This window comes from Paenibacillus sp. FSL P4-0127, assembly GCF_038007325.1.
Classification (GTDB): domain Bacteria; phylum Bacillota; class Bacilli; order Paenibacillales; family Paenibacillaceae; genus Fontibacillus; species Fontibacillus macerans.
Genome location: NZ_JBBOWY010000001.1, coordinates 2,815,096 through 2,840,136, shown reverse-complemented (window position 1 = coordinate 2,840,136; position 25,041 = coordinate 2,815,096). Strand labels below are relative to the sequence as shown.

20 protein-coding genes are annotated in these 25,041 nt (G+C 47.8%); 4 read left to right on the top strand and 16 right to left on the bottom strand.

The features are described 5' to 3' along the window. Positions 1–176 precede the first annotated feature (176 nt). The 5 genes from NYE74_RS12725 to NYE74_RS12705 form a co-directional block, all read right to left on the bottom strand. Positions 177–3,533 carry a DEAD/DEAH box helicase family protein gene (locus tag NYE74_RS12725; RefSeq protein ID WP_328270170.1) on the bottom strand — a complete coding sequence of 1,119 codons (3,357 nt, stop codon included), beginning with the start codon at positions 3,531–3,533 and terminating at the stop codon, positions 177–179. Positions 3,534–3,542: 9 nt separating this feature from the next. Further along, positions 3,543–4,709 carry a restriction endonuclease subunit S gene (locus tag NYE74_RS12720; RefSeq protein ID WP_341004830.1) on the bottom strand — a complete coding sequence of 389 codons (1,167 nt, stop codon included), beginning with the start codon at positions 4,707–4,709 and terminating at the stop codon, positions 3,543–3,545. Beyond that, on the bottom strand, positions 4,706–6,160 hold the full coding sequence (locus tag NYE74_RS12715; protein ID WP_341004829.1) for a type I restriction-modification system subunit M: 1,455 nt from the start codon (positions 6,158–6,160) through the stop codon (positions 4,706–4,708). The genes NYE74_RS12720 and NYE74_RS12715 overlap by 4 nt, the downstream gene beginning before the upstream one ends. Before the next feature lie 64 nt (positions 6,161–6,224). Next, positions 6,225–7,367, bottom strand: a complete 1,143-nt coding sequence (locus tag NYE74_RS12710) for an McrC family protein (protein ID WP_341005312.1) — start codon at positions 7,365–7,367, stop codon at positions 6,225–6,227. A 199-nt stretch (positions 7,368–7,566) separates the two neighbouring features. After that, the gene (locus tag NYE74_RS12705) at positions 7,567–9,513 is read right to left on the bottom strand and encodes an AAA family ATPase (protein ID WP_341004828.1); all 1,947 of its coding nucleotides are present in this window, start codon (positions 9,511–9,513) and stop codon (positions 7,567–7,569) included. Between the two features lie 224 nt (positions 9,514–9,737). Here NYE74_RS12705 and NYE74_RS12700 point away from each other — a divergent pair, with 224 nt between their 5' ends. Further along, the gene (locus NYE74_RS12700; RefSeq protein ID WP_341004826.1) at positions 9,738–10,457 is read left to right on the top strand and encodes a gamma-glutamyl-gamma-aminobutyrate hydrolase family protein; all 720 of its coding nucleotides are present in this window, start codon (positions 9,738–9,740) and stop codon (positions 10,455–10,457) included. 61 nt (positions 10,458–10,518) lie between these two features. Here NYE74_RS12700 and NYE74_RS12695 read toward each other — a convergent pair whose 3' ends face one another. Both NYE74_RS12695 and rbsK read right to left on the bottom strand, forming a co-directional pair. Next, positions 10,519–10,890, bottom strand: coding sequence for a DUF488 domain-containing protein (locus tag NYE74_RS12695; protein ID WP_341004825.1), 372 nt, complete (start codon positions 10,888–10,890; stop codon positions 10,519–10,521). 358 nt (positions 10,891–11,248) lie between these two features. Further along, positions 11,249–12,181 carry a ribokinase gene (gene rbsK / locus NYE74_RS12690; protein ID WP_036620817.1) on the bottom strand — a complete coding sequence of 311 codons (933 nt, stop codon included), beginning with the start codon at positions 12,179–12,181 and terminating at the stop codon, positions 11,249–11,251. A 184-nt stretch (positions 12,182–12,365) separates the two neighbouring features. On the opposite strand from rbsK, the gene NYE74_RS12685 reads away from it, so the two are divergent. Together NYE74_RS12685 and NYE74_RS12680 are read left to right on the top strand one after the other, a co-directional pair. Further along, on the top strand, positions 12,366–12,818 hold the full coding sequence (locus NYE74_RS12685) for a flagellar brake protein (protein ID WP_196427554.1): 453 nt from the start codon (positions 12,366–12,368) through the stop codon (positions 12,816–12,818). Positions 12,819–12,916: 98 nt separating this feature from the next. After that, positions 12,917–16,030: a hybrid sensor histidine kinase/response regulator gene (locus NYE74_RS12680; RefSeq protein ID WP_341004824.1), complete on the top strand. Its 3,114-nt coding sequence runs from the start codon at positions 12,917–12,919 to the stop codon at positions 16,028–16,030. Between the two features lie 21 nt (positions 16,031–16,051). Here NYE74_RS12680 and NYE74_RS12675 read toward each other — a convergent pair whose 3' ends face one another. The 8 genes from NYE74_RS12675 to NYE74_RS12640 form a co-directional block, all read right to left on the bottom strand. Next, positions 16,052–17,203: a response regulator gene (locus NYE74_RS12675; protein WP_341004823.1), complete on the bottom strand. Its 1,152-nt coding sequence runs from the start codon at positions 17,201–17,203 to the stop codon at positions 16,052–16,054. Between the two features lie 161 nt (positions 17,204–17,364). Beyond that, complete coding sequence (locus tag NYE74_RS12670) at positions 17,365–18,999, bottom strand: MDR family MFS transporter (RefSeq protein WP_340928752.1); 1,635 nt, start codon at positions 18,997–18,999, stop codon at positions 17,365–17,367. A 20-nt stretch (positions 19,000–19,019) separates the two neighbouring features. After that, complete coding sequence (locus NYE74_RS12665) at positions 19,020–19,460, bottom strand: MarR family winged helix-turn-helix transcriptional regulator (protein ID WP_326044331.1); 441 nt, start codon at positions 19,458–19,460, stop codon at positions 19,020–19,022. Between the two features lie 124 nt (positions 19,461–19,584). Continuing rightward, positions 19,585–20,214: a LysE family translocator gene (locus NYE74_RS12660; RefSeq protein WP_340928755.1), complete on the bottom strand. Its 630-nt coding sequence runs from the start codon at positions 20,212–20,214 to the stop codon at positions 19,585–19,587. A gap of 15 nt (positions 20,215–20,229) precedes the next feature. Continuing rightward, positions 20,230–20,661, bottom strand: a complete 432-nt coding sequence (locus NYE74_RS12655; protein ID WP_340928757.1) for an Lrp/AsnC family transcriptional regulator — start codon at positions 20,659–20,661, stop codon at positions 20,230–20,232. Positions 20,662–20,686: 25 nt separating this feature from the next. Next, positions 20,687–21,946, bottom strand: coding sequence for an MFS transporter (locus NYE74_RS12650; RefSeq protein WP_340928759.1), 1,260 nt, complete (start codon positions 21,944–21,946; stop codon positions 20,687–20,689). Between the two features lie 524 nt (positions 21,947–22,470). After that, entirely contained in the window at positions 22,471–22,737 is a 267-nt protein-coding gene (locus tag NYE74_RS12645; protein ID WP_340928761.1) for a hypothetical protein, read from the bottom strand. After that, the gene (locus NYE74_RS12640; protein WP_341004822.1) at positions 22,719–23,636 is read right to left on the bottom strand and encodes an ABC transporter substrate-binding protein; all 918 of its coding nucleotides are present in this window, start codon (positions 23,634–23,636) and stop codon (positions 22,719–22,721) included. The genes NYE74_RS12645 and NYE74_RS12640 overlap by 19 nt, the downstream gene beginning before the upstream one ends. A gap of 128 nt (positions 23,637–23,764) precedes the next feature. On the opposite strand from NYE74_RS12640, the gene NYE74_RS12635 reads away from it, so the two are divergent. Then, entirely contained in the window at positions 23,765–24,121 is a 357-nt protein-coding gene (locus NYE74_RS12635; protein ID WP_340928764.1) for a DUF952 domain-containing protein, read from the top strand. Positions 24,122–24,190: 69 nt separating this feature from the next. Here NYE74_RS12635 and NYE74_RS12630 read toward each other — a convergent pair whose 3' ends face one another. Continuing rightward, positions 24,191–25,036 (bottom strand): IS3 family transposase, encoded by an 846-nt coding sequence (locus NYE74_RS12630; RefSeq protein ID WP_341005311.1) that lies wholly within the window; start codon positions 25,034–25,036, stop codon positions 24,191–24,193. Between the last annotated feature and the right edge of the window lie 5 nt (positions 25,037–25,041).

The window sequence follows — 25,041 nt, the reverse complement described above, 5'->3', positions numbered from 1 at the left end:
TTGATCTGAGAGGTATCACCCGGTTTTAATTTGCTTTTGTCAACCATATCGATTCCGAATTTGAAATATTGACCGAACTCATCTACATATGGATTCAAATTCCTGTACAGCACGCAGAAAATGATGAAGAGACGACGAATATCGTCGTCTTGAACAGCCTGGTCTCAAAACCTGTTTTATGCTCCCGTGACTTCTGCATTTTTATTGATAGCATCAATAATGCCGATAATTGCTCGTGCGTCGTCCATATTATTGCTAAACAGCTCCGCAATGCTGCCAACCGTACGGAATGGCTCCTCTTGAAGAACGGATTTTTCGATCATCCCGTTTTTAACGACATATTCGATAATGAGCTTTACAAACCGCAGTTGATTGACATTCAGCCGATTTTCTTGGAGAAACTCCATGAAAGCTTCGTTCGCGGCCTCCTGATCAAGACCCACGATACTTCGTACAAGCTTGGTTACCGGTAAGTCTTTATATTCACGCTCATAATCCTCTTTTGTCCCTAACTCTTTCCATAAAATTTGTTCGAGCGTCTTTAAGTCTTGTTTCGTGATCGGTTTGTTGTTGCGAAGTTTATAAATGGCGAGCTGATCCTTGTTGGCATGCAAATAATGGGTAACCTTTTTGCGGTAATTTTGCAGGTCGTTCGTGTTGTAAAATCCGCGGCTTTCTTCCACACCGAGCCACTCATCTTTAAAATTAGTATAATAAATTTGCTGCGTTTCGCGTTCCAGAAACTTAATGAGTTCCCGCAATGCTTCCCGTACCTTCTCCATTTCGAAGATGTCCGCTTCTTCCCAGAATTCCGCCGTCTTAACCTTCTCTATGATACTTCGCTGGGCGACAATCTGTGGGATCGTGCCCAACTTGGAGAGACTTTCCGCAGTCTCGATGACTTTGCGAATCGGTCTGACAGCCCCCGTTCCTTGAAGCTTGGCCAGTTCAATGACCAGCATTAAATGATCAAATCGCTTGGCCAGTTCGTCATTGCTGGAAGAAACGACAAGCGGTGCAATATGCTCCTTCAAATCGCCCATATCGGTATCGGTTAACGAGCGCCATGCGCCATCATTCTTATATTTATGGACGTATTCAATGTGCTGTCTGACGCGGAAAAGTTCCTCATTAAGCGCATTCACGCTTTCCTTTAACAATTCCACCATATCCGTGCGATAGGAGATATACTCCGGTTCCTGAAACCGAAGTTGTTGGAGTTCACGAACAATCTGCACACGAACATTGAACAATTTCTCGGATAGGGTTTGAACAATCCCCGCTTCTTTCCCTTTTGGGTTTGCCCGGAAAAATTCAAAGTTACGGCAGAAGTCAAAGATCAGGAATTCTTTCTTATCTTCGCCAATGCCGTGCAGATCTTTACATAACCGCGTTCCTCGACCCACCATTTGCCAAAATTTCGATTTCGAGCGAACTTTCTTGAAGAAAACCAAATTGACGACCTCAGGAATGTCCACGCCAGTATCCAGCATATCAACGGAAACTGCAATTTGCGGCAGCTTGCTCCACATGGAAAAATCATCGATCAGAGTTTGATAATAATTCGTTTTAATATCTATGACCCGAGCAAAATGCCCTTTCAAGTCCGGGTACAAAGCATCGAATCGTTCCACGATCGCAACCGCATGACGATGGTTTTTGGCGAAAACGATCGTTTTGCCCAATTTGTCGCCGCCTTCGACCTTTAATCCCCGCTCCATGACAAATTGAAGTACACGGTCGATCGTATCCTCGTTAAACAACCACTCATTAATCGCCGCGCTGTCAATATCCCGCGGTTCTTCTTCTTCATCTTCCAACAGTACTTCCTCGTATTGTTCTTTTTCAGCCTCGGACAGATCATCATAGCGGATGCCATCATCCATAATTTTGGTCGTTGTTTCAACCGTACGATAATCGACCAAGTATCCTTCCTTAACAGCTTGCTCCAATTCATAAGCAAACGTTGGGACCCCATTTTCCAGTTGGAACACATCGTATGTATTTTTGTCGACTTCATCTTTAGGCGTTGCCGTCAGGCCCAACAGTATGGCGTCAAAATAGTCGAAAATCGCCTGATATTTCTTATATATGCTTCTATGCGACTCGTCAATAATGATCAAGTCAAAATGCCCCACCGTGAACAGCTTTTTGCCGTCCTTCCGTTTAGCCTCATCGATCGCATTCATCATCGTCGGATAGGTCGAGAATACGATTCTGGCTGTCTCTGGATTATCCTTGCTATCGAGCAGATTACACAGTGTCATTTCGGGCAAATATTGACTGAAGCTGTTTTTGGCTTGGCGTACCAGCGTTGTGCGATCCGCAAGAAACAGTACATTTTTCACCCAGTTGTAGCGGCTTAACACGTCGACAATCGCACTGGCGGTACGAGTCTTGCCGCTGCCTGTCGCCATAACGAGCAAGGCGGTTCGCTGCCCTTTGTTTAACGCGTCGCAAACCGAAAGCACCGCTTCATGCTGGTAAGGGCGATTTACGATATTGTCGTTGATTTGGACTTCCTGCAACGGCTTCTGAATCAAGCGGCGGTTGATCAGCAGTTGCAATTCATCCTGACTGGCAAAACCGGAGACCACTCGGCTGGGATAATGCAGATCGTCCCAGAAGTTCGTGCGAAAGCCGTTCGTATAGTAGATGACAGGTCGCTGACCGTATCGCTGCTCCAGGCTATCCGCATAAAGCTTAGCTTGTTGCTTTCCTATATTGGGGTCTGCACTTGTACGTTTTGCTTCCACAACGGCAAGGGGTTTCCCGTTCTCACCAAACAACACGTAATCCACATAACCGATGCCCTGCCCATTCGGCATCCCCTGTACTTCAAACTCTTCCAGCACATTTTTTTGGAACGTCCATCCGGCCAGCTTAAGCTCGATATCGATGTAACGTTTACGAGTCTCGTATTCGCTGATTTCATCCGGCACAAAATGATATTCCTGCGTATTTTGAGCCCGGCGTTCCGTAAGGAGTTTCCGAAGTTCTTCATTTTCTTTCACCAAGTCTTCCAGCTTGCGGTCTTTCGAACCCAAACGATCATACAAATCCTGTAGTTCCTGAGGTCTTACTTTCTCTTGCAACTTGTTTTCTTCCATCAACAGTTGCTCATCAAAGCTTCTTGCCGTATACTCGGCCGAATAGCAATAATCGATCCAACTGATGAAGTTATGCAAGTTGCGAAGAGATAGGACAGCCTCGCCGCGGCTGATCGTTGCATTTGAATGTACAGCCAGATTGCCCAGCTTGGTAACGTATTTCAGTTGAGGCAGCATAGCCTGATCGATAACGCGAAGAAAAGTTACGTCATGGATCAAGCTGGACAAGTTATCCTGATAAGGTACCTTTAAGTCGCTATCATAGGTAAACAACCACTTGACGGCAAGCTCCAAAGCCCGACGGCTGAGGATGGCGCAAGTCGCCGGACTGACAACCAATGCCTTTTCCGCCTCAATACAGGCACCGGCAAAGCTGGCATAGGTTTTATTTCCACTGAGAAATCCAAAATTCGATAGCTGCATATCGCCCATCTAGACCATTACACCATCCTTCACTGTCAATTCGCCTTTGAAGGCTTTTTGCAGAAGTGCTTGAAAGTTGGATTCTAGTTGTTGGAGAGACTTCATTTGTAATTCTTTTTGGGACTGATATTGTTCAAATATCAATGAATATTTTTGTTGAACATCTATATCTGGAATTGGCATCTCTATTTCATTAATTTTTGCTAAAGTAATACGTTTAATTGCCGCTCCTGACATGTTATTTGTAACTACCTGTTTCACTCGTGGATCATTTAAATAACTCACCAAGAATTGCGCAGTTATAAGGTCAATATTTATTTTAATCAAAGCTAGACTAGACAGCATACTAAATTCGAAGTCATATGGATTAATGGCGGCAATACCAGTCGTGGCACCATCTTTTATATATAAAATATCTCCTTTTTTTACAGGGCATCGTTTATAAATTGCGGTATGTTCACTTACAGAAATGTAAGTTGGGTTAGAAAAAAAGTCCACTCTGTTTGGTTTAACATGTTTAGCTGTAACATATGGTACTCCATTTGTTTTGGGCTCTGGCGAATGGTGAGTTCCATCGGTAATCAAAGTGCAGACATCACTTAGTTTGCCGGTCTTCCAAGACTTTGTATTTCCAACTGGATCACCAAACATATCCAAAAAAACAGCGTGAACTAATTCGTCAAGTTTAGCTATTGCTTGTTTGCGTTTTTCAATTAAAGATCGAGCTTTTTCTAAAGCATCAGCGATTAATTTTTGTTGCTCAAATGTCGGCAAAGGAATTTCTATATTTTCTAAAACTTTCTTCTGAATATGAGGTATAGTTGCCCCTGTACAGTTTTCTCTAAGATAAGAGCTCTTTGACTGAAGAAACATTGCAATATATGAAATACAGTCTTTATTATCTTTTGGTCTTAATGCCGCTATCGTACTCCCAATTATTCCAGAAAGGTTATACCCAACCGTACCTGCATTCGCACCATCCCATGCGATTAATATATCATTCGGTGTTACATATACGCCAGATGCAGCTTTTCTTACCATTTTTATATTTTCATCGTTACGCAAGTCGTCAATCTGTATATACCGAACCATTTCATTAGTGTCATTTATTTCATTTTCATCATATTTCTTACCCTTAGAAATAGAAAATAACTCGCCAATTCTTTGTTTTCTCACCCAAACAACGCCTCCAATTCCTCAAGCCCCTCAGTAATCTCTTTCTCCAGTTGCTTGATCGAAGCCAGAATCACCTTCGGATCCTCATACTGAACTTCCTCATATTCCGTTTCCTTATAACGATTAATGCTAAGATCATAAGCATTGTCACGAATCTCATCTACCGGAACCAAAAAAGATTGTTCCGTGCGTTTACGATCCTTCTCAGCATCCACATTGCTAAATCGCTCTATAATATCCGGTATATCATTGGTTTCAATCGGACTCCGTTTGTCATCAAGCGAATAACCGTCAGCTTTCATATCATAGAACCAAACATGATCCGTTCCACCTGCGCCGGTTTTAGTGAAGATCATGATTGCCGTTGAAACCCCTGCATAGGGTTTAAACACACCACTCGGCATCGAAATAATGGCTTCCAATTTGTGATTGTCCACAATTTCCTTACGAATCGCTTTATGCGCCGTGCTGTTGCCGAATAAGACGCCGTCCGGCACGATGGAAGCACAGCGTCCGCCCACCTTGAGCATCCGCAGGAAGAGGGCAAGGAACAACAGCTCGGTCTTTTTCGTGCGTGTCACCCGAAGCAGATCGGCGGATACGGAATCCGCATCAAGCGAACCTTTAAACGGCGGATTGGCTAAAATTAATGTATATTTATCCTTGTCCGTATTATTTTCGTTCAAGGAATCACGGTATTCGATATTCGGATTATCCACTCCATGCAGCATCATATTCATTGCACCGATGCGCAGCATCGTGCGGTCCATATCGAAGCCGTGGAACATATGATTGTTAAAATGCTCTTTTAATCCTTGAACAAGGAAAAGATCGGCATGATTTTCACGCAAATATTCACCAGCAGCGACAAGAAAACCTGCCGAACCGGCCGCCGGATCGCAAATGATATCCTCTGGCTTAGGTTTCATCAAAGCGACCATCATTTGGATAATATGTCTTGGTGTACGAAATTGTCCGTTTGTCCCGGCGGTAGCCACCTTGGACAACAGATACTCGTATAAATCCCCTTTTGTATCCCTGTCCTTCATATCGATCATATCAATTCCTTCGACAATACGAACAAGCATATTAGGGGTTGGGATCATAAAGATCGCATCGCCCATGTATTTGGCGTAAGCCGAATCCTTATCTCCATGAAGCGATTTAATAAACGGAAATACTTCGTTCGAAACGACATCATACATCCGCTGCGGGTCAAAATTCTTGAATTGATTCCAGCGCAAATGCTGCTTGTCACTCGGAAACATGCGGGCAAACGGCACGGATAGTAGCATCGATTCATTTTCCTTGCGGGTTTCCGCTTCATCCAAGTCCTTAATAAACAACAAATATGTAAACTGTTCGATTACGCTTAATGGATTGGTAATACCGCCAGTCCAAAAGGTCTCCCAAATCCGATCTACTTTCTGTCTTAATTCACCAGTTATCATGTCTATCTCCTTTTACGAAGGTTCTTGTTCAATTATACTACGGACTACCTAATATGACATACTCCTACATATCGGCAATCTCATTCAGCAATTCATCTACCAGCCCATCCACACATGCTTTCCCCAAACTCAAATCCAAAAAAGCAATCCGTACCTCCACGCCATCACCGCTATCAAATTTGATAGGCTGCTCGGTTCCCGATAGTTTAGGCGTCCAAGGATAAACTAAATATACCTTGCCCGCACCGTACTTTTTGCCGTAAGCATATGCCTGGTACATGTCCGCTTGCGAAATGCCGAAGTCTGAACCTGAAGAAAGGAGCTTCCACTTCGTGTCCAGTACTACAACTCCGGACGGGCCTTGTACGACAATGTCCGGTTTCAACTGAAACCTTGGCGGGTTGTCAAACAGACGATAAGACCGATCCTGTGTCTTCACATGGATACGGGGATCTGCGAGCACTTTTTTTAAAAGTCCGGCCACGTAACGTTCAAATACTTTTTCCATCGGGAACAGCAGCGCATAGGCGGCACTGCCTCCTCTAAATGGCGTGAAGCTTTGACCGGCTAAGAATAGGCGGCACCACTCCAAAATCGTCTGATATTCTTTCATATTCCGGTCCGTGGATACGCTGGCCCAATCCCGCTCCGGATGCACGGATCTCTCCACGCTGTCGAACGCCCCCAGTAAAGAAAAAAGGTCCTTTTGGTTATTCGGATGGCCGCTAACCTTAAGCAGCAGTTCCACCGTTGTCTTGATCAGCCGATTTTCCGGCCGGTTAGGACTGAACTCGTCATATTCGATATAAAAGCGTTCTTTGTGGATGGCATTATGCTTTATATGCTGGGAAAAGAGAAGCTTTGCCTTGTAGAAGCGCTCGTTGTCCTGATGCACCGAATAAGCGGATTTCAAGCCGCGTTTGACTAAGGCTATAGCTTCTTCGATGAACATGCGAATGAAAATGTCCAGCACATGGTTTTTCTCCGCGCTAAGGCCGGTCGGATTAAAATGTTTATTCGGTATATCGTTAACGGACCTCAACATATCGATAAAGATGCTCTTCGTTTGTGTTATGGAACTTTCATCATCCCGAGCGTATATTTTGGGTAGAATTTCGATTTGAGTGCCATCGGTCATGGCGATCACGCCCACATGGTTTTTGGCGCTGATGATTTTGCCGATCCCTCTTCTGCTCCCCACGGTCATCAGTTCAAGAGCATCCGTCATAGTGCGTGTTCCTCTGCTTTCCAGCACAAAACGCTCCAGGCGGTCAAAAGCCGGCTCGGCTATACACTGATATCCAAGTGCAGTTCCGTCGGGATTTTTGCATAAAGTTCCATACTCTTTTAACGTAACCTTGTTAATCTTCCTGCTGTTACTGAATAGATTCATGCTCATAGCGCACCTAATCCAGGTTGTTATAGTCGTATATTTTTAAATAAGCTCCTAACTGGCGGAATGCATCGCGATTGATTTCGTAAGTAATAGACTCCTCTAGATCTACTTCGTCCAGTTTGCCGAACAGCTCTTTCATATCCACCTTGTTTACGACGATAAATTGTTCCGGCTTCGGCTTGTTGTTGTCCCCCAACACAAGGCGGATTTTCTCGTAATTCTCATAGAAATATTCCTGAAGCAGAGGAATAATCGTATGCTCGAAAAGATGCCCTAGTTTCCCAAGCGTAGGCTCCTCGTACAAACTCAAAAAGTATGCATGCCCAATGGTATGCTCACGATCGTACAATGCTTCGATTCTCCAGTTCATCGTTTCCAGCATCGTTGCCAGATTCAACAGATTTCCATCGACCTCAATAGAGCCAAGACGGCCAGGCTCCGGCATCATCTCGGCAAATGAAAACCGCCGCCGCAACGCCGTATCCAACCGGGCGATGGAACGGTCCGCCGTGTTCATGGTAGCAAGCAGATAAACATTATTCGGAATGCCAAAAGGCTCTTGCGAGTACGGAAGATCCAGCCTGATTTCTTCCGGCATCCCGATCCGTTTCGAAGGTTCGATAAGGGTGATCAGTTCGCCAAAAATTTTGGAGATGTTGCCGCGGTTGATCTCATCGATGATAAAGACATAATTGTTGTTATTTTTTTGGACGACCGAATGGACGTGATTATCTTTCTGTTTTCCCAGAATGGCAAGCACGTGCGATAAAGTAATTCGGTTCAACCGGTAGACGGAGCCTAGCGTCATCACTTTATTTCCGTTGAGTTCCAGAATGTTCTCCCGGATATCCTTGACTAACCAGTTCACCTTGCGGGAACGCTTGTATTCCGCCATGTCTTCCAGCCACTCATACTCCCCTGTGACGACGCCGATCGCATCAATCGTCTCTTCATCATGAAGAACGAGAACAATATCTCCTTTTTTCATTTCGTCAATAAAGCGGGAAAGTATCGCCTCTCCGCCATGCCGGTAATCCGTTTCTTCGCTTAAAATCTCGCCATAAGAATCCCAACCGATACGGATCCGGTTGTTATTGAAGCAATCCCGCTTAATCGGATTCTCCCTGGAACCTCCCAAAGAAACCTTCCATATCGTCGGTTCTTCACCAATTCCGTAGTCGTTGCCGGCCTGCACGATCGGCTTTTGCGCCTCTTCGCAGAATTTTTTAAACACGCCGGGCACAATATCGTAAGCGACCTCCCCGTTCCCCGAATCCGTTGCCGTTTTTCCGCCGGATGCCATTTGCGGTTTGATGCCTTCGATAAACTCCTCGTAACCGTAGGATTGATGAAAAGTCGTAAACGCAATCTGCCCTTTTGCTTTATACGCCTCATAGCGAGCCTTGATTTGGTCGTATCCATCCGTCTCGGCTTCTTCGAGAACGACGTTAAGAGGCTTATTTTCAATCATCGAAACTGCATACAGAACGGTGTGATAGGTTTTGCCGGTTCCCGGAGGTCCGTATAAAATGATATTTTTGTCCAGCAGCCGATGCTGTTCCGAAGCGATTGCAGCCCCTTCTGCCCCGTTAGCAGCAAGATCAGCCTCCATGGTTGCCGCTGCTTCGGAACTCCATCCGTTCTCTGCCGCCCTAAGAAACTCCTCGTAATATTCAAGGCTGTACTGAAATGCCTTATTGCCAGCCTTAATATTTATCTCGTCAAAATTTTCCGCCTGCTCCATAGCTATTCTCATTTCCCGATATTGATCCGCACTTGCGATTTCGAATACATTGGCAGTTGTAAGCTCGATTCCGTTTAGCTTTGCCGGAGCGGTGGTTAAGGCAGAAACATAGGAAGTGATCGTATTTTCCGAGTAGGGCTGCCCATCCGCCTTCTTCTTCCGCCTTAACCAGTCGGTATATTCTTTTTTGCGCAATTTGGCCTGATCTTCCATAAAAACTCACCTTTCAACGATATTTGTATATAGCTTGACACTAGCGGGATAAAGTCCGCCGCTTATTTCAGCACTCTCCAATGGATGATGAAGCTATCTATAAATGGACCTTCGACAAATCTTCTAGTTCTTCCTGCCTATTGCAAGGAGTAATCGATCCTAATCATGTATAATATCACTAAATTCATAGATTCAACCCTTAGAGGGGTGGGGAGGGCATTTATATGAAAAAACCGCTGATCGGAGTTTTGCCGTTGTACGACGAGGAGAAGGATAGCTATTGGATGCTGCCCGGTTACATGAAAGGCATCGAGGAAGCCGGGGGGATTCCGTTTATGCTTCCGTTAACGACGGACCCGGAAACCATTGCAGCCATAGCCGAAACGTTTGACGGTTTTTTGTTTACGGGCGGGCATGATGTTAACCCTGAAATTTACGGGGAGAAGGTCGAACCGGTGTGCGGGGCAAGGTGCGAGGAAAGAGACGTTATGGAAAAGCTGCTGTTTAACCGGGCGATCGAGCAGGATAAGCCCGCCTTCGGCATCTGCCGCGGCCTGCAGTTGTTTAACGCTTTGCTCGGCGGGACGCTGTACCAGGACCTTCCAACCCAGCGAGCAAGCGCCGTGCGGATCGGACATAAGCAAACCCCGCCATACACCATCCCCGTCCACGACGTTCACATCGAAAAAGGAAATGTCCTGTATGAGATCGTGCAGACCGAGTCCTTAAAGGTCAACAGCTACCATCATCAGGGGATCAAAAAATTGTCGGAGCAGCTGCTTCCTGTGGCGATTGCCGAGGATGGGCTGATCGAAGCGGTCGTCATGCCGGACAAAAGCTTTGTCCTGGCCGTGCAGTGGCATCCGGAATTCAACTATAACATCGACGACAGCAGCTTTCGGCTTTTTAAAGCATTTGTGCAGGCGTGCCGCCCAGAGCAATGAAACCGTCCTTCACAAAGACGGTCCATACAACCGATATGTATTTGAGACACTGATAACCCGCTTAGCCGGTTAACCAGCTCTGCAGTACAACCGCATGATTGCAGACCGGATCCTTGGCGGCATAAACGAGCGTCACATGCTGCTTCTCCGCCAACTCGCGGATGCGGGCCGCAAGTACGGCCCGCTCCGGGTCCGTCTCCAATTCCCGGACATAGCTATCGCTAAAAGCCGCAAAACGCTCCGGCTGATGATTAAACCATTTGCGAAGCTCGGGGCTGGGCGCGATGGCTTTCATCCATTCGTCGATCGCGGCCTGTTCCTTCTTTAAGCCGCGCGGCCACAGCCTGTCCACCAAAATGCGGTACCCGTCCCCCGAAGCAGGCGCTTCGTAAATACGCTTCACGGCAATCCGGCTTTCCATTGCTGAATCCATCCGACATTCGCATCCTTTCCATATTTTTTGCACTAAACTTCTAAGCTAACCTTCTACGTTAAATTCTGCGCTAACTTTCTACGCTAAATTTCTCTACGCTAACGGTTGCCACAGCCGCTATTTGCTCCAATATCGCCGTTTTCAAATTCTAACGGTTGCCATAGCGCTTATTTAGCTTGAACCCGGCAATTTGGGCTCAGATTTGAGCAGATAACAACGCTCACAACCGTTGGATTTTTTTCTCGGACGGCCATGGGAACGGGCTACCTCCAAGGCCTGCTAAGGGCCCCTGTTAAGGAACCCTACTAAGGGGCCCTACTAAGGGGCCCTGCTAAGAGAGCAGTAGCCCTGGAGGAAGTCACCCGCCAGCATTCCGCTCGGCCGCAAACATGCGGACTTCTTCCTGGGTAGGCATCCCCGCCTGGGCGCCGAATTTGGTAACGGCCAGCGCGGAAGCCAGCCCGGCGTATTCGACCGCTTCCCGCAGGCTCCGGCCCCGCGCGATCGAAACGGCCAGCGCGGCGTTAAAGCAATCGCCCGCCCCCGTCGTATCGATCACCGGCACCGGATGGCCCATAACGAAACGCACCTCGCCGCTTTCGTCCAAATAAGCCGATCCGCCGGCCCCCAGCGTCGTAACGACGTTGGCGGCTCCCAGCTCCTTCAAGCGCCGCATGGCCGCACCAAGCGTAGTTCCGTCGGCGGCAATGCCGGTATAGCCGCTCAGCTCGGTCCGGTTCGGCGTCATAAAGTCGGCGCAGCGAAACAGCTCTTCCGGCAACGGCTGCGCAGGGGCGGGGTTCAGCACGACCGTTTTCCCGAGCGACTTCGCTTTCCGGGCGGCGTATAGCGCCGTTTCGACCGGAATTTCCAGCTGCAGCAGCACGATGTCCGCCTCCTTCAGCTTCGCCTCGTTCCGGTCGATGTCCTCCGGCCCCACCCGGTCGTTTGCCCCGGGGACCACCACGATGCTGTTATCGCCCTCGCCCACATAAATCGAAGCGATGCCCGTCGCCGTCCCGCTCAGGCGTTTTACGCCGGTTACGTCAACACCGTCCCGCCCTAGAGCGTTCAGCAGCTCCAGCCCAAAAGCGTCGTCTCCCACGGCTCCGATCATCGCGGTTTCCGCCCCGAGGCGTGCCGCCGCAACCGCCTGATTGGCTCCTTTTCCTCCGGGAACAAACCGGACCCGGTCGCCAAGCAGCGTTTCTCCCACCCGCGGGTGACGCGGGGTCTCCACGACGATATCCATATTCAGACTGCCGATAACCGCCACTTTCGTATGGTTCATTAACATTACTTCCTTTAAATTTAAATGTACATGAATGACACATGTAATTTTATCAAAAAAAACGTCCCCATTCACGCAACGCCGGCTCGCCGGATCGTTTTTTAGAAATTGTCGAGTTTCGTATGGTCTACTAGAGTATAGTCTGCAGCTTCCAAATGAAACAGACGAAAAAGGAGGGGCCGCAATGAACATCGGCGAAGGCGATGATGCCGATTTCGCATATTTGAGACATCTTCAAACCGAACGCGAAAAAAACCAGCACCGCCATTTTTTTCGCGTTGCTCTGGAGATCGAATTAAAGCTGCAGCCGAAACCGGCTGACCGCGCCGCCGGCAAGGATGAGCCGCTAGTTTTGACCACCCTCGACATCAGCGGAGGCGGTCTTTCGTTTCTTTGTCCGGATCCGTTGGAACCGGGCAAAGAAGTTCAAGGGTCCGTATATTTAAGAACGAACATCTACCAGAAGCATATTCCGTTTACCGGTAAAATAATCAGCTGCACAAGACATACCGATCAGAAATACCGCATTGCCCTGAAGTTTGTCGAAATCAAAGACACCTTTCGTTCCGACATCATCCGCTTTTGCTTGTATAAACAAACGGAAATGCGCAATAAATTCAAAAACTATCCCATATAGCCCCGGTTTTACGCCCGCCGTCAAGCAGGGACAAAAGGATTTCCGCCGCAAATGTCGAATCTTCATAGATTATGAGAACGTACAAAAAACAGATATTCATGATTTTGCTTGTTATTGCCGCGATCAACGGAATCCGGGTTACCTGGAACAGCTTCCACCAAACGATCGAGCAACCGGTGGCGGCCGAGAACGGCATTCTCGATTTGCGGGGATGGAAGCTTCCCCCAAACCATACGATCACACTGAACGGGGAGTGGGAATTTTATCCGAATCAAAGGCTGACATCCGTACCGGATTCGGCATTGGATTCGGCATTGGATTCGGCCCCGACGAGCCCTGTATCCGCTAACTCCGGGAAAGTCTTTATTCCGGTGCCTGGCGCTTGGGATCAATATTTTCCGGACGATCAGCAGGGGAGGTATACTTACGGAACATACCGGCTGCGGATTTTCCTGGACGAACCGGCTTCCCAAACGCTCGCGCTGCGAATCGCCGAAATAACGCGGGCCTCCGCCGTTTATGTCAATGGACAACCCGCCGGCGGCAAAGGAAACCCTTCGGCTCAAAGCGAGTCGTACAAGCCGGGGCACCGTCCTTACACCATAAACCTTCCCAAAGGCGGCGATTCCTACGAAATCGTGATTCAGGCCGCAAACCATGCCGGAAAAGGAGGAATTACCAAATCGATCCGGTTCGGCACGCTGGATGCGATCAATCAGCGAACCACGCTTTCCATGGCACTGCAAGGCTTGCTTAGCGTTGTTTTTCTGGTGCATGGCCTGTACGCCGTAATGCTGTATTTTTTGGGAGCGGCCAATAAGGGACTGCTGTACTTTTCGGCGGTCATCGTGTGCGCGGTGATCAGCGTTTTGGGCGTTGACGATAAGATTTTGTTCATATTATTGCCGTCCATGCCGTATGCAGCCGACCTTAAAATCGTCCTGTTGTCTTATGTCGGGGTTGTTTCCTTCATCCCGCCGTTCATCAAAAACATGTTTCCCGAATACGGCCAGTTGAAAATAGTTCGCTGGTTTGCCTATTTTACTTCATGTTATGCGCTGTTTGTGCTGATCGCTCCGTCAAAGTACGTCATTCCGTCGGAAAAAATTTTTTTGGCGCCGATTTTGCTGTTGTCCGTCTCGATCGCCGTTTACATACTGCAAGCCGCCGCCCGAAAGCAGAAGGATGTCTTCTTCCTGCTGCTGGCCTGCACCATTCTTGGAAACAATATCGTTTGGATCGTTGCGGCGGCGAAGCTTTCCGTTGAAATGACGTTTTATCCATTTGACCTGATCTTTACCATGCTGGCCTTTGCGGCCTTTTGGTTCAGGCGGTTTTTCAAGGCGACGGCGCAAACGAAGCGGCTCGCCGACAAACTGCAGCTGGCCAACCGGCAGAAAGACGATTTTCTCGTCAATACGTCGCATGAACTGCGAAATCCGCTGCACGGGATTATGAATATTACGCAAAGCGTGCTGGACGATCCGGTTCACCAGACGAGCGAAGAGCATCGCCAAAGGCTGGAAATACAGCTGTCCGTTGCCAGACGCATGTCGCTGCTGCTGGACGACCTGGTGGACATCGGCCGGCTGAAGCAAAACACCGTCCGGCTGCAAATCAAACCGGTTCGCCTCCAATCCGTTATCGGCGGTATTTTTGAAATGCTCAGGTTCATGTTAAACGGTAAAACGATCGAACTTGAGGTGAATATCTCGGACCGGTTTCCCGCCGTAAAAGCGGACGAAAACCGGCTCATTCAAATTTTGTTCAATTTGCTGCACAATGCGATCAAGTTCACGGACCGCGGGAAAATTTCCCTGGATGCGGAAGTCGTGGACGGTATGGCTTATATTCGCATCCAGGATACGGGGATCGGTATGGATGAGACAACCCTGCAGCGGATCTTTTTGCCTTATGAGCAGGGGGATTCAACCGCTGCAAGAGCCGGCGGGGGGTTCGGACTGGGCCTTAGCATCTGCAAGCAGCTGGTGGAGCTTCACAGCGGGACGATTACGGTGCGGTCCGTTCTCGGCCAAGGATCGGAATTCACCTTTACGCTTCCGGCTGCCGGAGAAGACGGCGAGGCTTCGGAGCAAGCAGTTCCCGCCCATGTCCCTTTTTATTCTTATGCCAAAACTGCGGCGGCGCTTGCCGATGAAGCCGGGAACCGAAGCGCGCAGGGCAATGAGTCCGGAGGGGACGCGGAGCATCCGCTTGAGGCGGGCAACAAACCGAAGGTACTTATCGTAGACGACGACCTGCTGAATCTGAAAATCCTCGCGGACATTCTCGGGCCGGTCCAATATAACATCACTACGGCCGCAAGCGCCGACGAAGCGCTGCCCCTTGTCGACAACGCGCGGTTCGATCTCATCATTACGGACGTCATGATGCCCGGCATGTCGGGATACGAATTGACGCGGGCGATTCGCAAGCGGTTTTCAATCTCCGAGTTGCCGATCCTGATTCTTACGGCGCGGAATCGTGCGGAGGATATTTTTACCGGCTTTCAGTCGGGCGCCAACGATTATGTCACCAAGCCGGTGGATTCCTGGGAATTAAAGTCGCGGGTTCAGGCATTAACGCAATTGAAGCTGTCGATCGAAGAGCGGCTGCGCCTGGAAGCGGCTTGGCTGCAAGCCCAAATCAGACCGCATTTCCTGTACAACACAATCAATTCCATCGCCGCGCTGGCAACCATGGATCTGTCCAAAATGCAGGCGCTGCTGGAGGAATTCAGCAACTATTTACGGACGAGCTTCGATTTTCACAATTTCGACTTGGAGGTTCCAGTCTACCGCGAGCTTTCCCTGGTCCGCTCGTATCTGTTTATCGAGAAGGAACGATTTGGCGAACGGCTTCAGGTACAGTGGGAATTGGACCCGGATCTGCACTTTTTCCTGCCGCCGCTGTCCATCCAAACGCTGGTGGAAAACGCCGTGAATCACGGTATTCTTAAGCGTTCCCGCGGCGGCCAAGTGATGATTCGCATCAAGCGTTTGGCCGGCGAATATGAGGTGTGCGTCAGCGATGACGGCCTCGGCATGAGCGAAGAACGAATCCGCCAGATCTTCGCTTCGCCGGATCATCGCGGCATGGGAGTTGGCCTCCGCAACACCGATCGGCGCCTTACGCAGCTGTACGGCCGCCGTTTGGAAATCGCAAGCGCCCCCGGTCAAGGAACGACCGTGCGTTTTTGCATTCCGATATAGTTCAAAGGACTCTCCCCCAGCTTAAAGCTGTTCAGGGAGAGCCCTTTTGTTTTCGCCGGCCCACTGCCGGTACCACTCGATTATGTATGGACTTGGCCGTTCATTTAATTCCTCCGCCAGAATCGCGGTCAACAAACGGTACTGACGATGGACGGAAAGGTGATTATCCAGCGAGCCGTAAATCTTCATCAGCGCAAAATGCGCTTCCTCCGCCAAGGGATACCGGTTGCAAATTTCGAGATATTTTTCGACCGCTTTGTCCCGGTATCCGCTGGAATCGTACCACTCGGCCATTTGGAATGAGGCGCGGAGCCATAGCATCTTTAACCGGAATCTTTCGCTCTCCGCCCACCAGTACTCATAATTCTGCATATAATCTCCCTGATACAAGTCCATGACTCCTTCGTATTCGCCGATCGTTGCTTCGTTCACCGGATACCCCGAAAGGATGAAACGTTCCCATACCTCCACGTCCAGCCGTACACACTCCAGGCTCAGCACGTACCCGTCCGTTGCATTCGAAATATGAAAATAAGGACCAAAGGGCTCAATGGTTCTCCGGATATGGTAAATTGCCGTATATAATTGGGAATACGCTTTGCCCGGCTCGTATTCCGGCCAGAGCAATTCGATCAAGGCCGATTTTCGCACAAGCTGGCCGCGATGCTGCAGCATATAAAGGAACAGCTCCTGAGCCCGGGACGTTCGCCACCGGATCGGCGCAAACGCACGGCCCTTCGCTGTCATTTGCAGCTGCTGAAACAAGCTTACGTGCAGCTCTTCTTTGGCCGCGGGCGGCGCCGCCGGAACTCCTTCCAGACGCTCCCGGATTCGTTCCAGGGTGATCGTCAGACGTTCTTTTCGCAGCGGTTTCATGACATAGTCAAGCGCATTTAACTCAAAAGCTTTAACGGCATAGTCGTCATAGGCCGTAACGAAGACGATATTAAGCCTAGGCTTAAACTGCAGCAGCTGTCCTGCCAGTTCAATGCCGCTAATTTCGGGCAGATGAATATCCAAAAACACGACATCGATGTCCGTTTGCAGAATGAATTCCTTGCCCTCGACCGGGTTGATAAACTTGCCGGCGACATGAATCCCGAATATGCTTTGCAAATGATGCTCCAAATAATTCAAAGCCAAGTTCTCATCATCGATTAGGACAACATTCATCTTATTCTCCTCGAGTATGTATATGATATATATTACATCAAGTATACATATATTTAATAGAACTAGACAATTTCTCAACAAAATAAAATTAAGAAAAAATACCTATGAAAAAAAGAGCCGCGTCTCAAAAAGACGTGGCTCTTTCGTATGCAAAAACCTATTTACGCTTGATTGGGGGCGGCGGTTTGAACTGCGCCTTCCGGTCCACCGTTCGCGGCGGCCGATGAGCTTGGCGTCTGGTTCGTGGACCGCAGCGGCAGCTCCTTCAGGAGAAACACCAGAATAAACGCTGCCACGAGTACGAGCGTCCCGGTCAAAAACACCGTGGACAACGTCGTTCCGAGCGCATCGCGGATCCCTTGAATCATCTGCGCGAACAGCGGCTGCACATCGGCGGGCAGGCCGGCCTGCGTTTGCTCCAGCAGCGGTTTGTTCATCAAGGTCTGCGGATTGGCAAAGGCCAGAATCTGCTCGGACATTTTCGGATCCACCTGGCTCAAATCCGGAGCGGAAGAGGACTGCAGCGCCACCTGCAAATTTTTCGTCAGGTTGTTGGACATCACCATCCCCATGACCGCGATCCCGATCGTTCCCCCGAGGTTACGGAACAGTTGGGTCGAAGCGGTGACGACCCCAAGCTCCTGATGCGGCACCGCGTTTTGCGCAGCGAGCGAGAACACCGGCATCCCCAGGCCAAGCCCGAAGCCGAACACGATCATGCTCAGGACGGCCAGCGGCACGTTGTTCATAAAGATCATAATGGCCATGCCGGCAATCATGATCGGAACCCCAATCAAAGCAAACGATTTGTATTTTCCTTTTCTGGCAATCAACTGCCCGGTAATCGCGCTGGATACGACCATCACGATCGACATCGGCATCGTTACGTAACCGGCATAGGTCGGCGAAATGCCAAGCACGCCTTGCACGAAAAAGGACAGATAAACCAACGCGCCCATCATCCCGAAGTTCATCAGGAAGCCGATAATATTTGAGATGGTGACGATGCTGTTTTTGAATAAGCGAAGCGGCAGGATCGGATTTTTCACCTTGGATTCAACGAATATGAAAATGATGGCGGAAATCACCGTGGCTGCGATCAAGCCGATAATCGGCGCCGAATTCCAGGCATATTCCGTGCCTCCCCAAGAGAATGTGAGCAGCAGCGGCACGAGCGTCGTCGTCATAAACAGCGAACCGAGGTAGTCGATGGCTTGCGACTTGCCGCGTTCCATTTTTGGAAACAAAGTAAGGATCATGAAGAAAGCCACAATGCCGAGCGGGAGGAAAATCCAGAACAGCCAATGCCAATCCATATGATCGACCAAATATCCGCCAAGCGTCGGCCCAAGTACGCTGGAGAAGCCGAACACCGCGGTCATCAGGCCCATCCATTTACCGCGTTCACGCGGCGGGAACAAGTCGCCGACCGCCGTAAAGGCCGTTGATTGAATGATCCCGGCGCCGATCCCCTGAATCCCCCGGTAAGCGATAAACTGAAACACATTGGATGAAGTCCCGGTCAGGAAGGCCCCGGCCATAAAAAATAATATCCCGATCAACAAAAAAGGCTTCCGCCCGTAAATATCGGACAGCTTGCCGACCAGAACGGTGGCGATCGTCGAGGTTAACAAGTAAATGTTGATCGTCCAGGTATAATAGTCCATGCCGTCAAGAATCGAAATAATCCGCGGCATCGCCGTGCTTACGATCGTCTGGTTGATCGCGGCGAAGAACATCGCCGCCATAATGGCGATCATAATCGTGATTTTCCGCTTTATAGAAAGGTGTTCCATTGTTGTCTGTTTCATCTCCATTAATTTTTGGTTTGCTCTAAGCTCGCAAGCAATTGGCCGAATATCCGCCGTAAATGCTGCAAATCTTCCTCCTGGAGCTGATTGAACATCCCGTCAATCATCTCCTTTTGGTTTTCGTTCACTTTCCGCATGATTTCTTTGCCCGGTTCCGTAATCGTAATATTAACGACCCTGCGGTCATGTTCCGCGCGTTCGCGTTTAACGTAACCTTCGGTAAGCAGTTTGTCGGTAATCCCGGTGATGGCGGCCGGCGTGATTCCAAGACACTCTGCAAGCTGCGACACTTTTTGCGTTCCCGATACATCCAGAATATAGAGCATTTTGTACTGCGGGAAACTTAGGTTATATTCCCCGCCGCGCTTGTTCCATTCCTGTGAGATCGATTTGAGCAGGGTGCGGAACATCGAGGTCACTTCGAACAACTCTTCTTTTTTGACCATGCATTCCTCCTCCCTTCATTCTAGAGGTAGTTCAAAACTATTTAATAACTAATTAATTTAGAACTTAAATATTAGAGCATTTACATACTATAGCGCTGTTGAAACGGTACGTCAAGCCGATTTTTTATGCCCCTTTTATGAATTGGATGAGCGCGCTGACGCCAAATCCTAACATAACGAGGCCTGACAGTTTGTTGAAAATAGATAGTCTGGGGCCATTTAGAATCTTTGCCCGGAAGAAACTTACCGCACTTACCAGAAAAAGCCACCAAAGCACCGATCCCAGGAAAACACCGCCGATCAGCAAAAGAATTCCTTTGCCGCTGGCCGATGAAGAAACAACGCCGGAAACACCGAAAATCCCCAGAAAAGATACGATCGTCATCGGATTGGATAAGGTGAGAAGGAAGGTTACAGTATAAGAGTTTAGTGTGCTTTTTTGCACCGGTTGTTTTTGGAGATGAACTTGTGGAGTATTAATAAAAAATTTGATGCCGAGGTAACAAATAAACAATCCGCCTAAACCTTGAAAAAGGGCTTTATACCCCATCAAATAACTGATGAAGGAGGATAGGCCAAGCCCGGCGATGCTGCCGTAAACGGCATCTGCCGTTGCCGCCCCCAGACCGCTAAACAGTCCGCTTTTAAATCCCGATGACAAGGTTTTTTGAATGCAGTAGATGCCGATCGGACCGAGCGGCGCAGCAATCGCAAGACCCAATAATACGCCTTTGAACAACCATTCCCAAGCCATACCACCTACTCCCCCCTACTCTTCTTTCAATGTGGAGAGAATAAAGACGGTGTTGGATCTGACGATATTGTGGTTAGCTTTTAAAGTGTGCATGATAAACCCCTCAAGTTCGGAAATTTCCGCAAGCGCCACTTTTAGCAAATAATCGTATTCTCCGGAGGTGTGATGGCATTCCCGCACATGTTCCGATTGAACGATGGCTTCGCGAAATTTGTGGGTTTCCGCCGAACCGTCCAACTGCACGAAAATATACACGATACAATGCTGCCCCATCGCCCGCCGGTTCAGCTTGACGGTAAATTGATCGATGACTCCGTTTTTCTCCAATTTCCGGATTCTTTCCGCAATGGAAGGAACGGACAAATGAATCATTTTGCTGATGTCGGAACTGGTAGTACGGCTATTAGCTTTTAAAATTTGCAAAATCTGCAGGTCGATTTCATCCATTCTCTGCTCCTCCTAACTCCTTAAACTAAAGCTTTCGAATCGGTGTGACAAGGGCTATAACGACTTTCAGAGCTTTTGCTCCAGCTGCAACAGCGAATACCACTTGTGGATCCGTCCATTCCGCGAGCGCGGCTCCCATCATTGCACCTAAAGGCATCGCCAGACGGGTCAGCACCCAGGAAAATCCCAGCACGCGGCCAAGCATTTCGGAAGGAATCGTTTCTTGACGGACTGATGTGACGATCGTATTCCAGGCGACATTACACACGGTTACCGCTAAAAAAGCTATACCGGGCGTCAGCCGGAATTGGCTGATAGAAGCAAAAACAAAGCCCAATGTTCCTATGCCCAGAAGAGCCGGGATTAACGCCCCCCGGCGAAATCGTTTCTCCAACGGCACGGCCAATAAACTGCCGATAACCCCTCCTAATCCTAGCAACGTATAGTTCATGCTGCTTTGCTGCGTGTTCAACTGAAGTGTGTTGAGCAAATAGAACATCAGCACACCGAATGCTGCACTGAACCCAAAATTTCCGATCATCGCTTGTAAAGAAAATGATAAATTTATTCTGGAACGAATCAGCCACCAAAACCCGTCTTTGATATCTTTAAAAATTTGCGCAACACTTGTCAATGACTCGGGCTTACTAAAGCTTGGCATCAGCATAAGAACAATAAATGTGCCCGAGAATGAAATGGCGTCTAGCCAAAGAACATTAAACCCGCCAATGGACACGATCAGCACCCCAGCCAGCAAAGGACCCGTCAACTCCGCAATTTGATTGATGAACTGGTAAGAAGCATTGGCACGGGTCAACTGCTTTGGAGCCAAAGATGGAATAATTGCTACAATCGATACATCAAACATCAGTGAGAGTATCGTGAGTACAAATGAAATGGCATACAGATGCCAAATCTGCAGTAGACCCATAAAATGTAAGACCGGAATCAAAGCGACAAGCAACGCTCTTAAAATATCGGTAAGGATCATCAACTTTTTTCGTTCCCAGCGGTCAACCATACTGCCTACAACCGGGCCAAACAGAACAATGGGGAGAACACTCACCGCATACATAGAGCCCATTACGATGCTGGATTGAGTTAATTTGTAGGAGATCCATGGAATTGCAAAAGTAAACAACGAATCTCCCACTCGTGAAATAAACATCCCGATTAAAAAACGAAGATAAGAAAAGGGCAGTTGCAGCAATTGGAAAGCAGGAGATTGACTCGCCGGCCCCTGCTCCTTAGCCTTTCGTGATGGAGCTGTATTTAAATTTGTCATAAGTTTACCTCGTTTAACTTTAGGGCGGCAGAAAAAATTCGGTATGCACCCATTGTGGGTTTGGACGTATAATTCCAGAGTAAATGAATTTGGTTCATCAGCACTTTTTAAGTTAATTATAGTTCACTCATAAAAAATGAAAATATATTCCTACTATTTCAATAAATATTTAATTCAATTACCATTCGTGGTTAAAAAAATAAACAAAGCCGTTTGTAATGCAACACTTTTACTTAAAAAATTTAAGTTCGAGATGGGGCTTAACCAAAAAAATCGGTGCTTGACTAACGTGTTAATCTCGAATGATCAAGCTATACGGAACTTTTTCTACGCTAACGGTTGCCACCCGCGCTTATTTAGGCGAAACCGCCCCATTACCGCCAAAAAAAAGGAACTAAGCTCGCTGGCGACCGTTACATTTTGTATCCGCTCGTTTTTTCCCAAATAGCGTCGCTCACAACCATTAGATTTTTTTAGCGCTCTTTTACGCTATCGAACTTGTCCCGCGGCCAAGCGCCGATCGCTCAGTTGTCCGATTGCCTAAGCGCCTGTTCAAGCTCCTCCTCCATCGATTGAAGCGATTCCCGAACCGCACTCTGATCCGACATGATTTTTTCCATATGCTTCTGCGAGATTTCGTCTATTTTGAGCAAAAAAGAAGCGGGAAACTTGCGTAATTGATTAGTGAGCGTAACATTAACCTGTTCAAGTTTGTAAAAGGTTTTCAACGGTTCATCCATCGCGTCCAGATTAGGCCGTGTCGGCAGGACGGTCATATCGATTTGCGGCAATAACTTGGCGTAACTTTCACCGCAAATATATTGAAGGTAGACTCGTCCAAAGCCATGGCTATATTTCCGCGTAAAAAAGGATACGATATAGGTTCCATATCTTTAATATCCTTCATTTTCATAGAGTCGCTGCTCGGGACCTGGTTAGGGTCGTAACAAACCTTGGCTTTAAAGTAATCCGTGACATTTTCGAAAATTTGCTTCCAGGATTCCGTGTTTAAGGTAATATGCTCGCTATTATTAAAAGACAAACCGCTGGATTCTCCGACTTTCAACGCCATCATAAAAGGATTGGACGAGTCTTTATGATAAAGCCCGTATTGAGGTTCGTGATTTTCATTAACCGCAGGAAACTGCTCCGCCAACTTGAACATCTCTTCCCAAGTCATGAAATCATGAGGGTATGCAATCCCATATTGATCAAAAAGACTTTTATTATAATAAAGCGCTTGTCCGGTAAAGACCGGCGTCAATCCGTACAATTCCCCTTGTTCGTCCCGTAAAAAATCGATGATTGCCGGGGAAAAACCGGTTAGGTCAAAGTTTGCTCCTTGAAGCGGTTTTGTCAATGAGGACAGTTTTCCTTCATCCTTTAACACTACATAGGATTCCATGGGGATGGATATGACGTCCGGGTTTTCCTTGACAAGAAGCTCTTCGATGGTTTTCGTAATATCGGTCATCGGTTCCATATTTTCAATGATTGAAATGACCTCCAAGGTGTAATTCGGATGCGTCGCCAGAAAAAAATTACCGTATTGCCGATTAAAGACGGTTTCATTCCAAGCAAGAACTTTTAAGGTGACATTGGCTTGCTCTTGCTCTTCTTTTGCAGTACACCCGGTAAATAATATACACAGCATAAACAGGGTGAAGATTTTCCTAAGCATTTTAAGCATTTTAATATTGCCCCTTTTTTGTAATATTCAGCAGAAGGGTATTTCCATAGCTGATGGAAGAATATAAAGATAATACCTTGATTCAAACTTTTTTTCCATATATTTCATTATAAAAAGGGGAGCGTAAAATGGTCATACTGCATTGTTTGCAGCAAACAACATGGGAGGAGGTCAAGGATCGTTTATATTACGGAAAACAATCTATTGAGCGCGATGGATTTATCCATTGTTCCTCGATTGAAACTTTTTGGCGGGTCGCCCCAAATTTCAAGGATACTCATGGACCGTTGCTCCTCTTGTGCATTGACACCGCCAAAGTCGAAGCGCCGATAAAATGGGAGGACAACGGCAACTATGGGCAAGTTTATCCGCATATCTATGGCGAATTAAACCTGAGCGCCGTCATTAAAGTCTTGCCGTTTTTGAGGGATGAGCAAGGGGATTTTGTTTTAAATGAGGAATTAAAAAATTACTTGCAACCGTAGGCTAGCGGTAAAAAAGACCGCCGGGGAAATTTGGTCAAGCCCCAATTAAGTAGACATTGAAAAAAACACCTATGCCGAAAACTGGCGTCTGTACTCAACAGGCGTCAGTTTTTTTAGCTTTCTTTGCGGTCGTTCTTCGTTATAAAAGTTTATATAGCAAATAATTCTGGTTTGTGCCTCGTCTAAAGTTCGAATATCATAAGGATAGAGCCCTTCCGTTTTTAGATGTGAGAAGAAGCTCTCCATCGAGGCGTTGTCTATACAATAACCTCGGCGTGACATGCTGATCTGGACGGCAACCTGTGGCAGCATGTCGTGGTAAGCATGAGACGTGTATTGGGATCCCTGGTCGCTGTGAACGATCAGCCCAGTCACGTCTTTTCGTATTTCAAACGCCTTACGGAATGTTTCAAGAACAAGCTCGTTGTCGTTATGAGGACTCAGGTGGTAAGCCACGATCTCGTTGTTATACAAATCTTTTATAGCCGACAGATAAATCTTTTGCTCTTTAACCTTATACTGCGTTACATCCGTTACCCACTTTTGGTTCGGTGCATCTGCTTTGAAGTTTCGACGAAGAAGGTTTTCTGCCACACGTCCGTCCGACCCAGCTGTTTGGTAGTTAGAAGCATAACTCCGCTTACGTCGAATAACAGCTTTCAGTCCCATAAGCTGCATGAGTCTTAGTACGCGCTTGTGATTAACAACAACATGATAACGTCGATACAACTCCATTTGGATTTGTCGATACCCCCAGGTACCGTTACGTTCTAAGTAGATGCACTGGATTTGAGCTTTGCACTCTAGGTCGCGGTCTGAATCTTTGCGCTGTAGGTACTTGTAATAACCGCTTCTGGATATCCTGAGGTACTTACACAGGCTCTCAATGGAATAGCGGTTTCTAAGTGCATCCACGACTT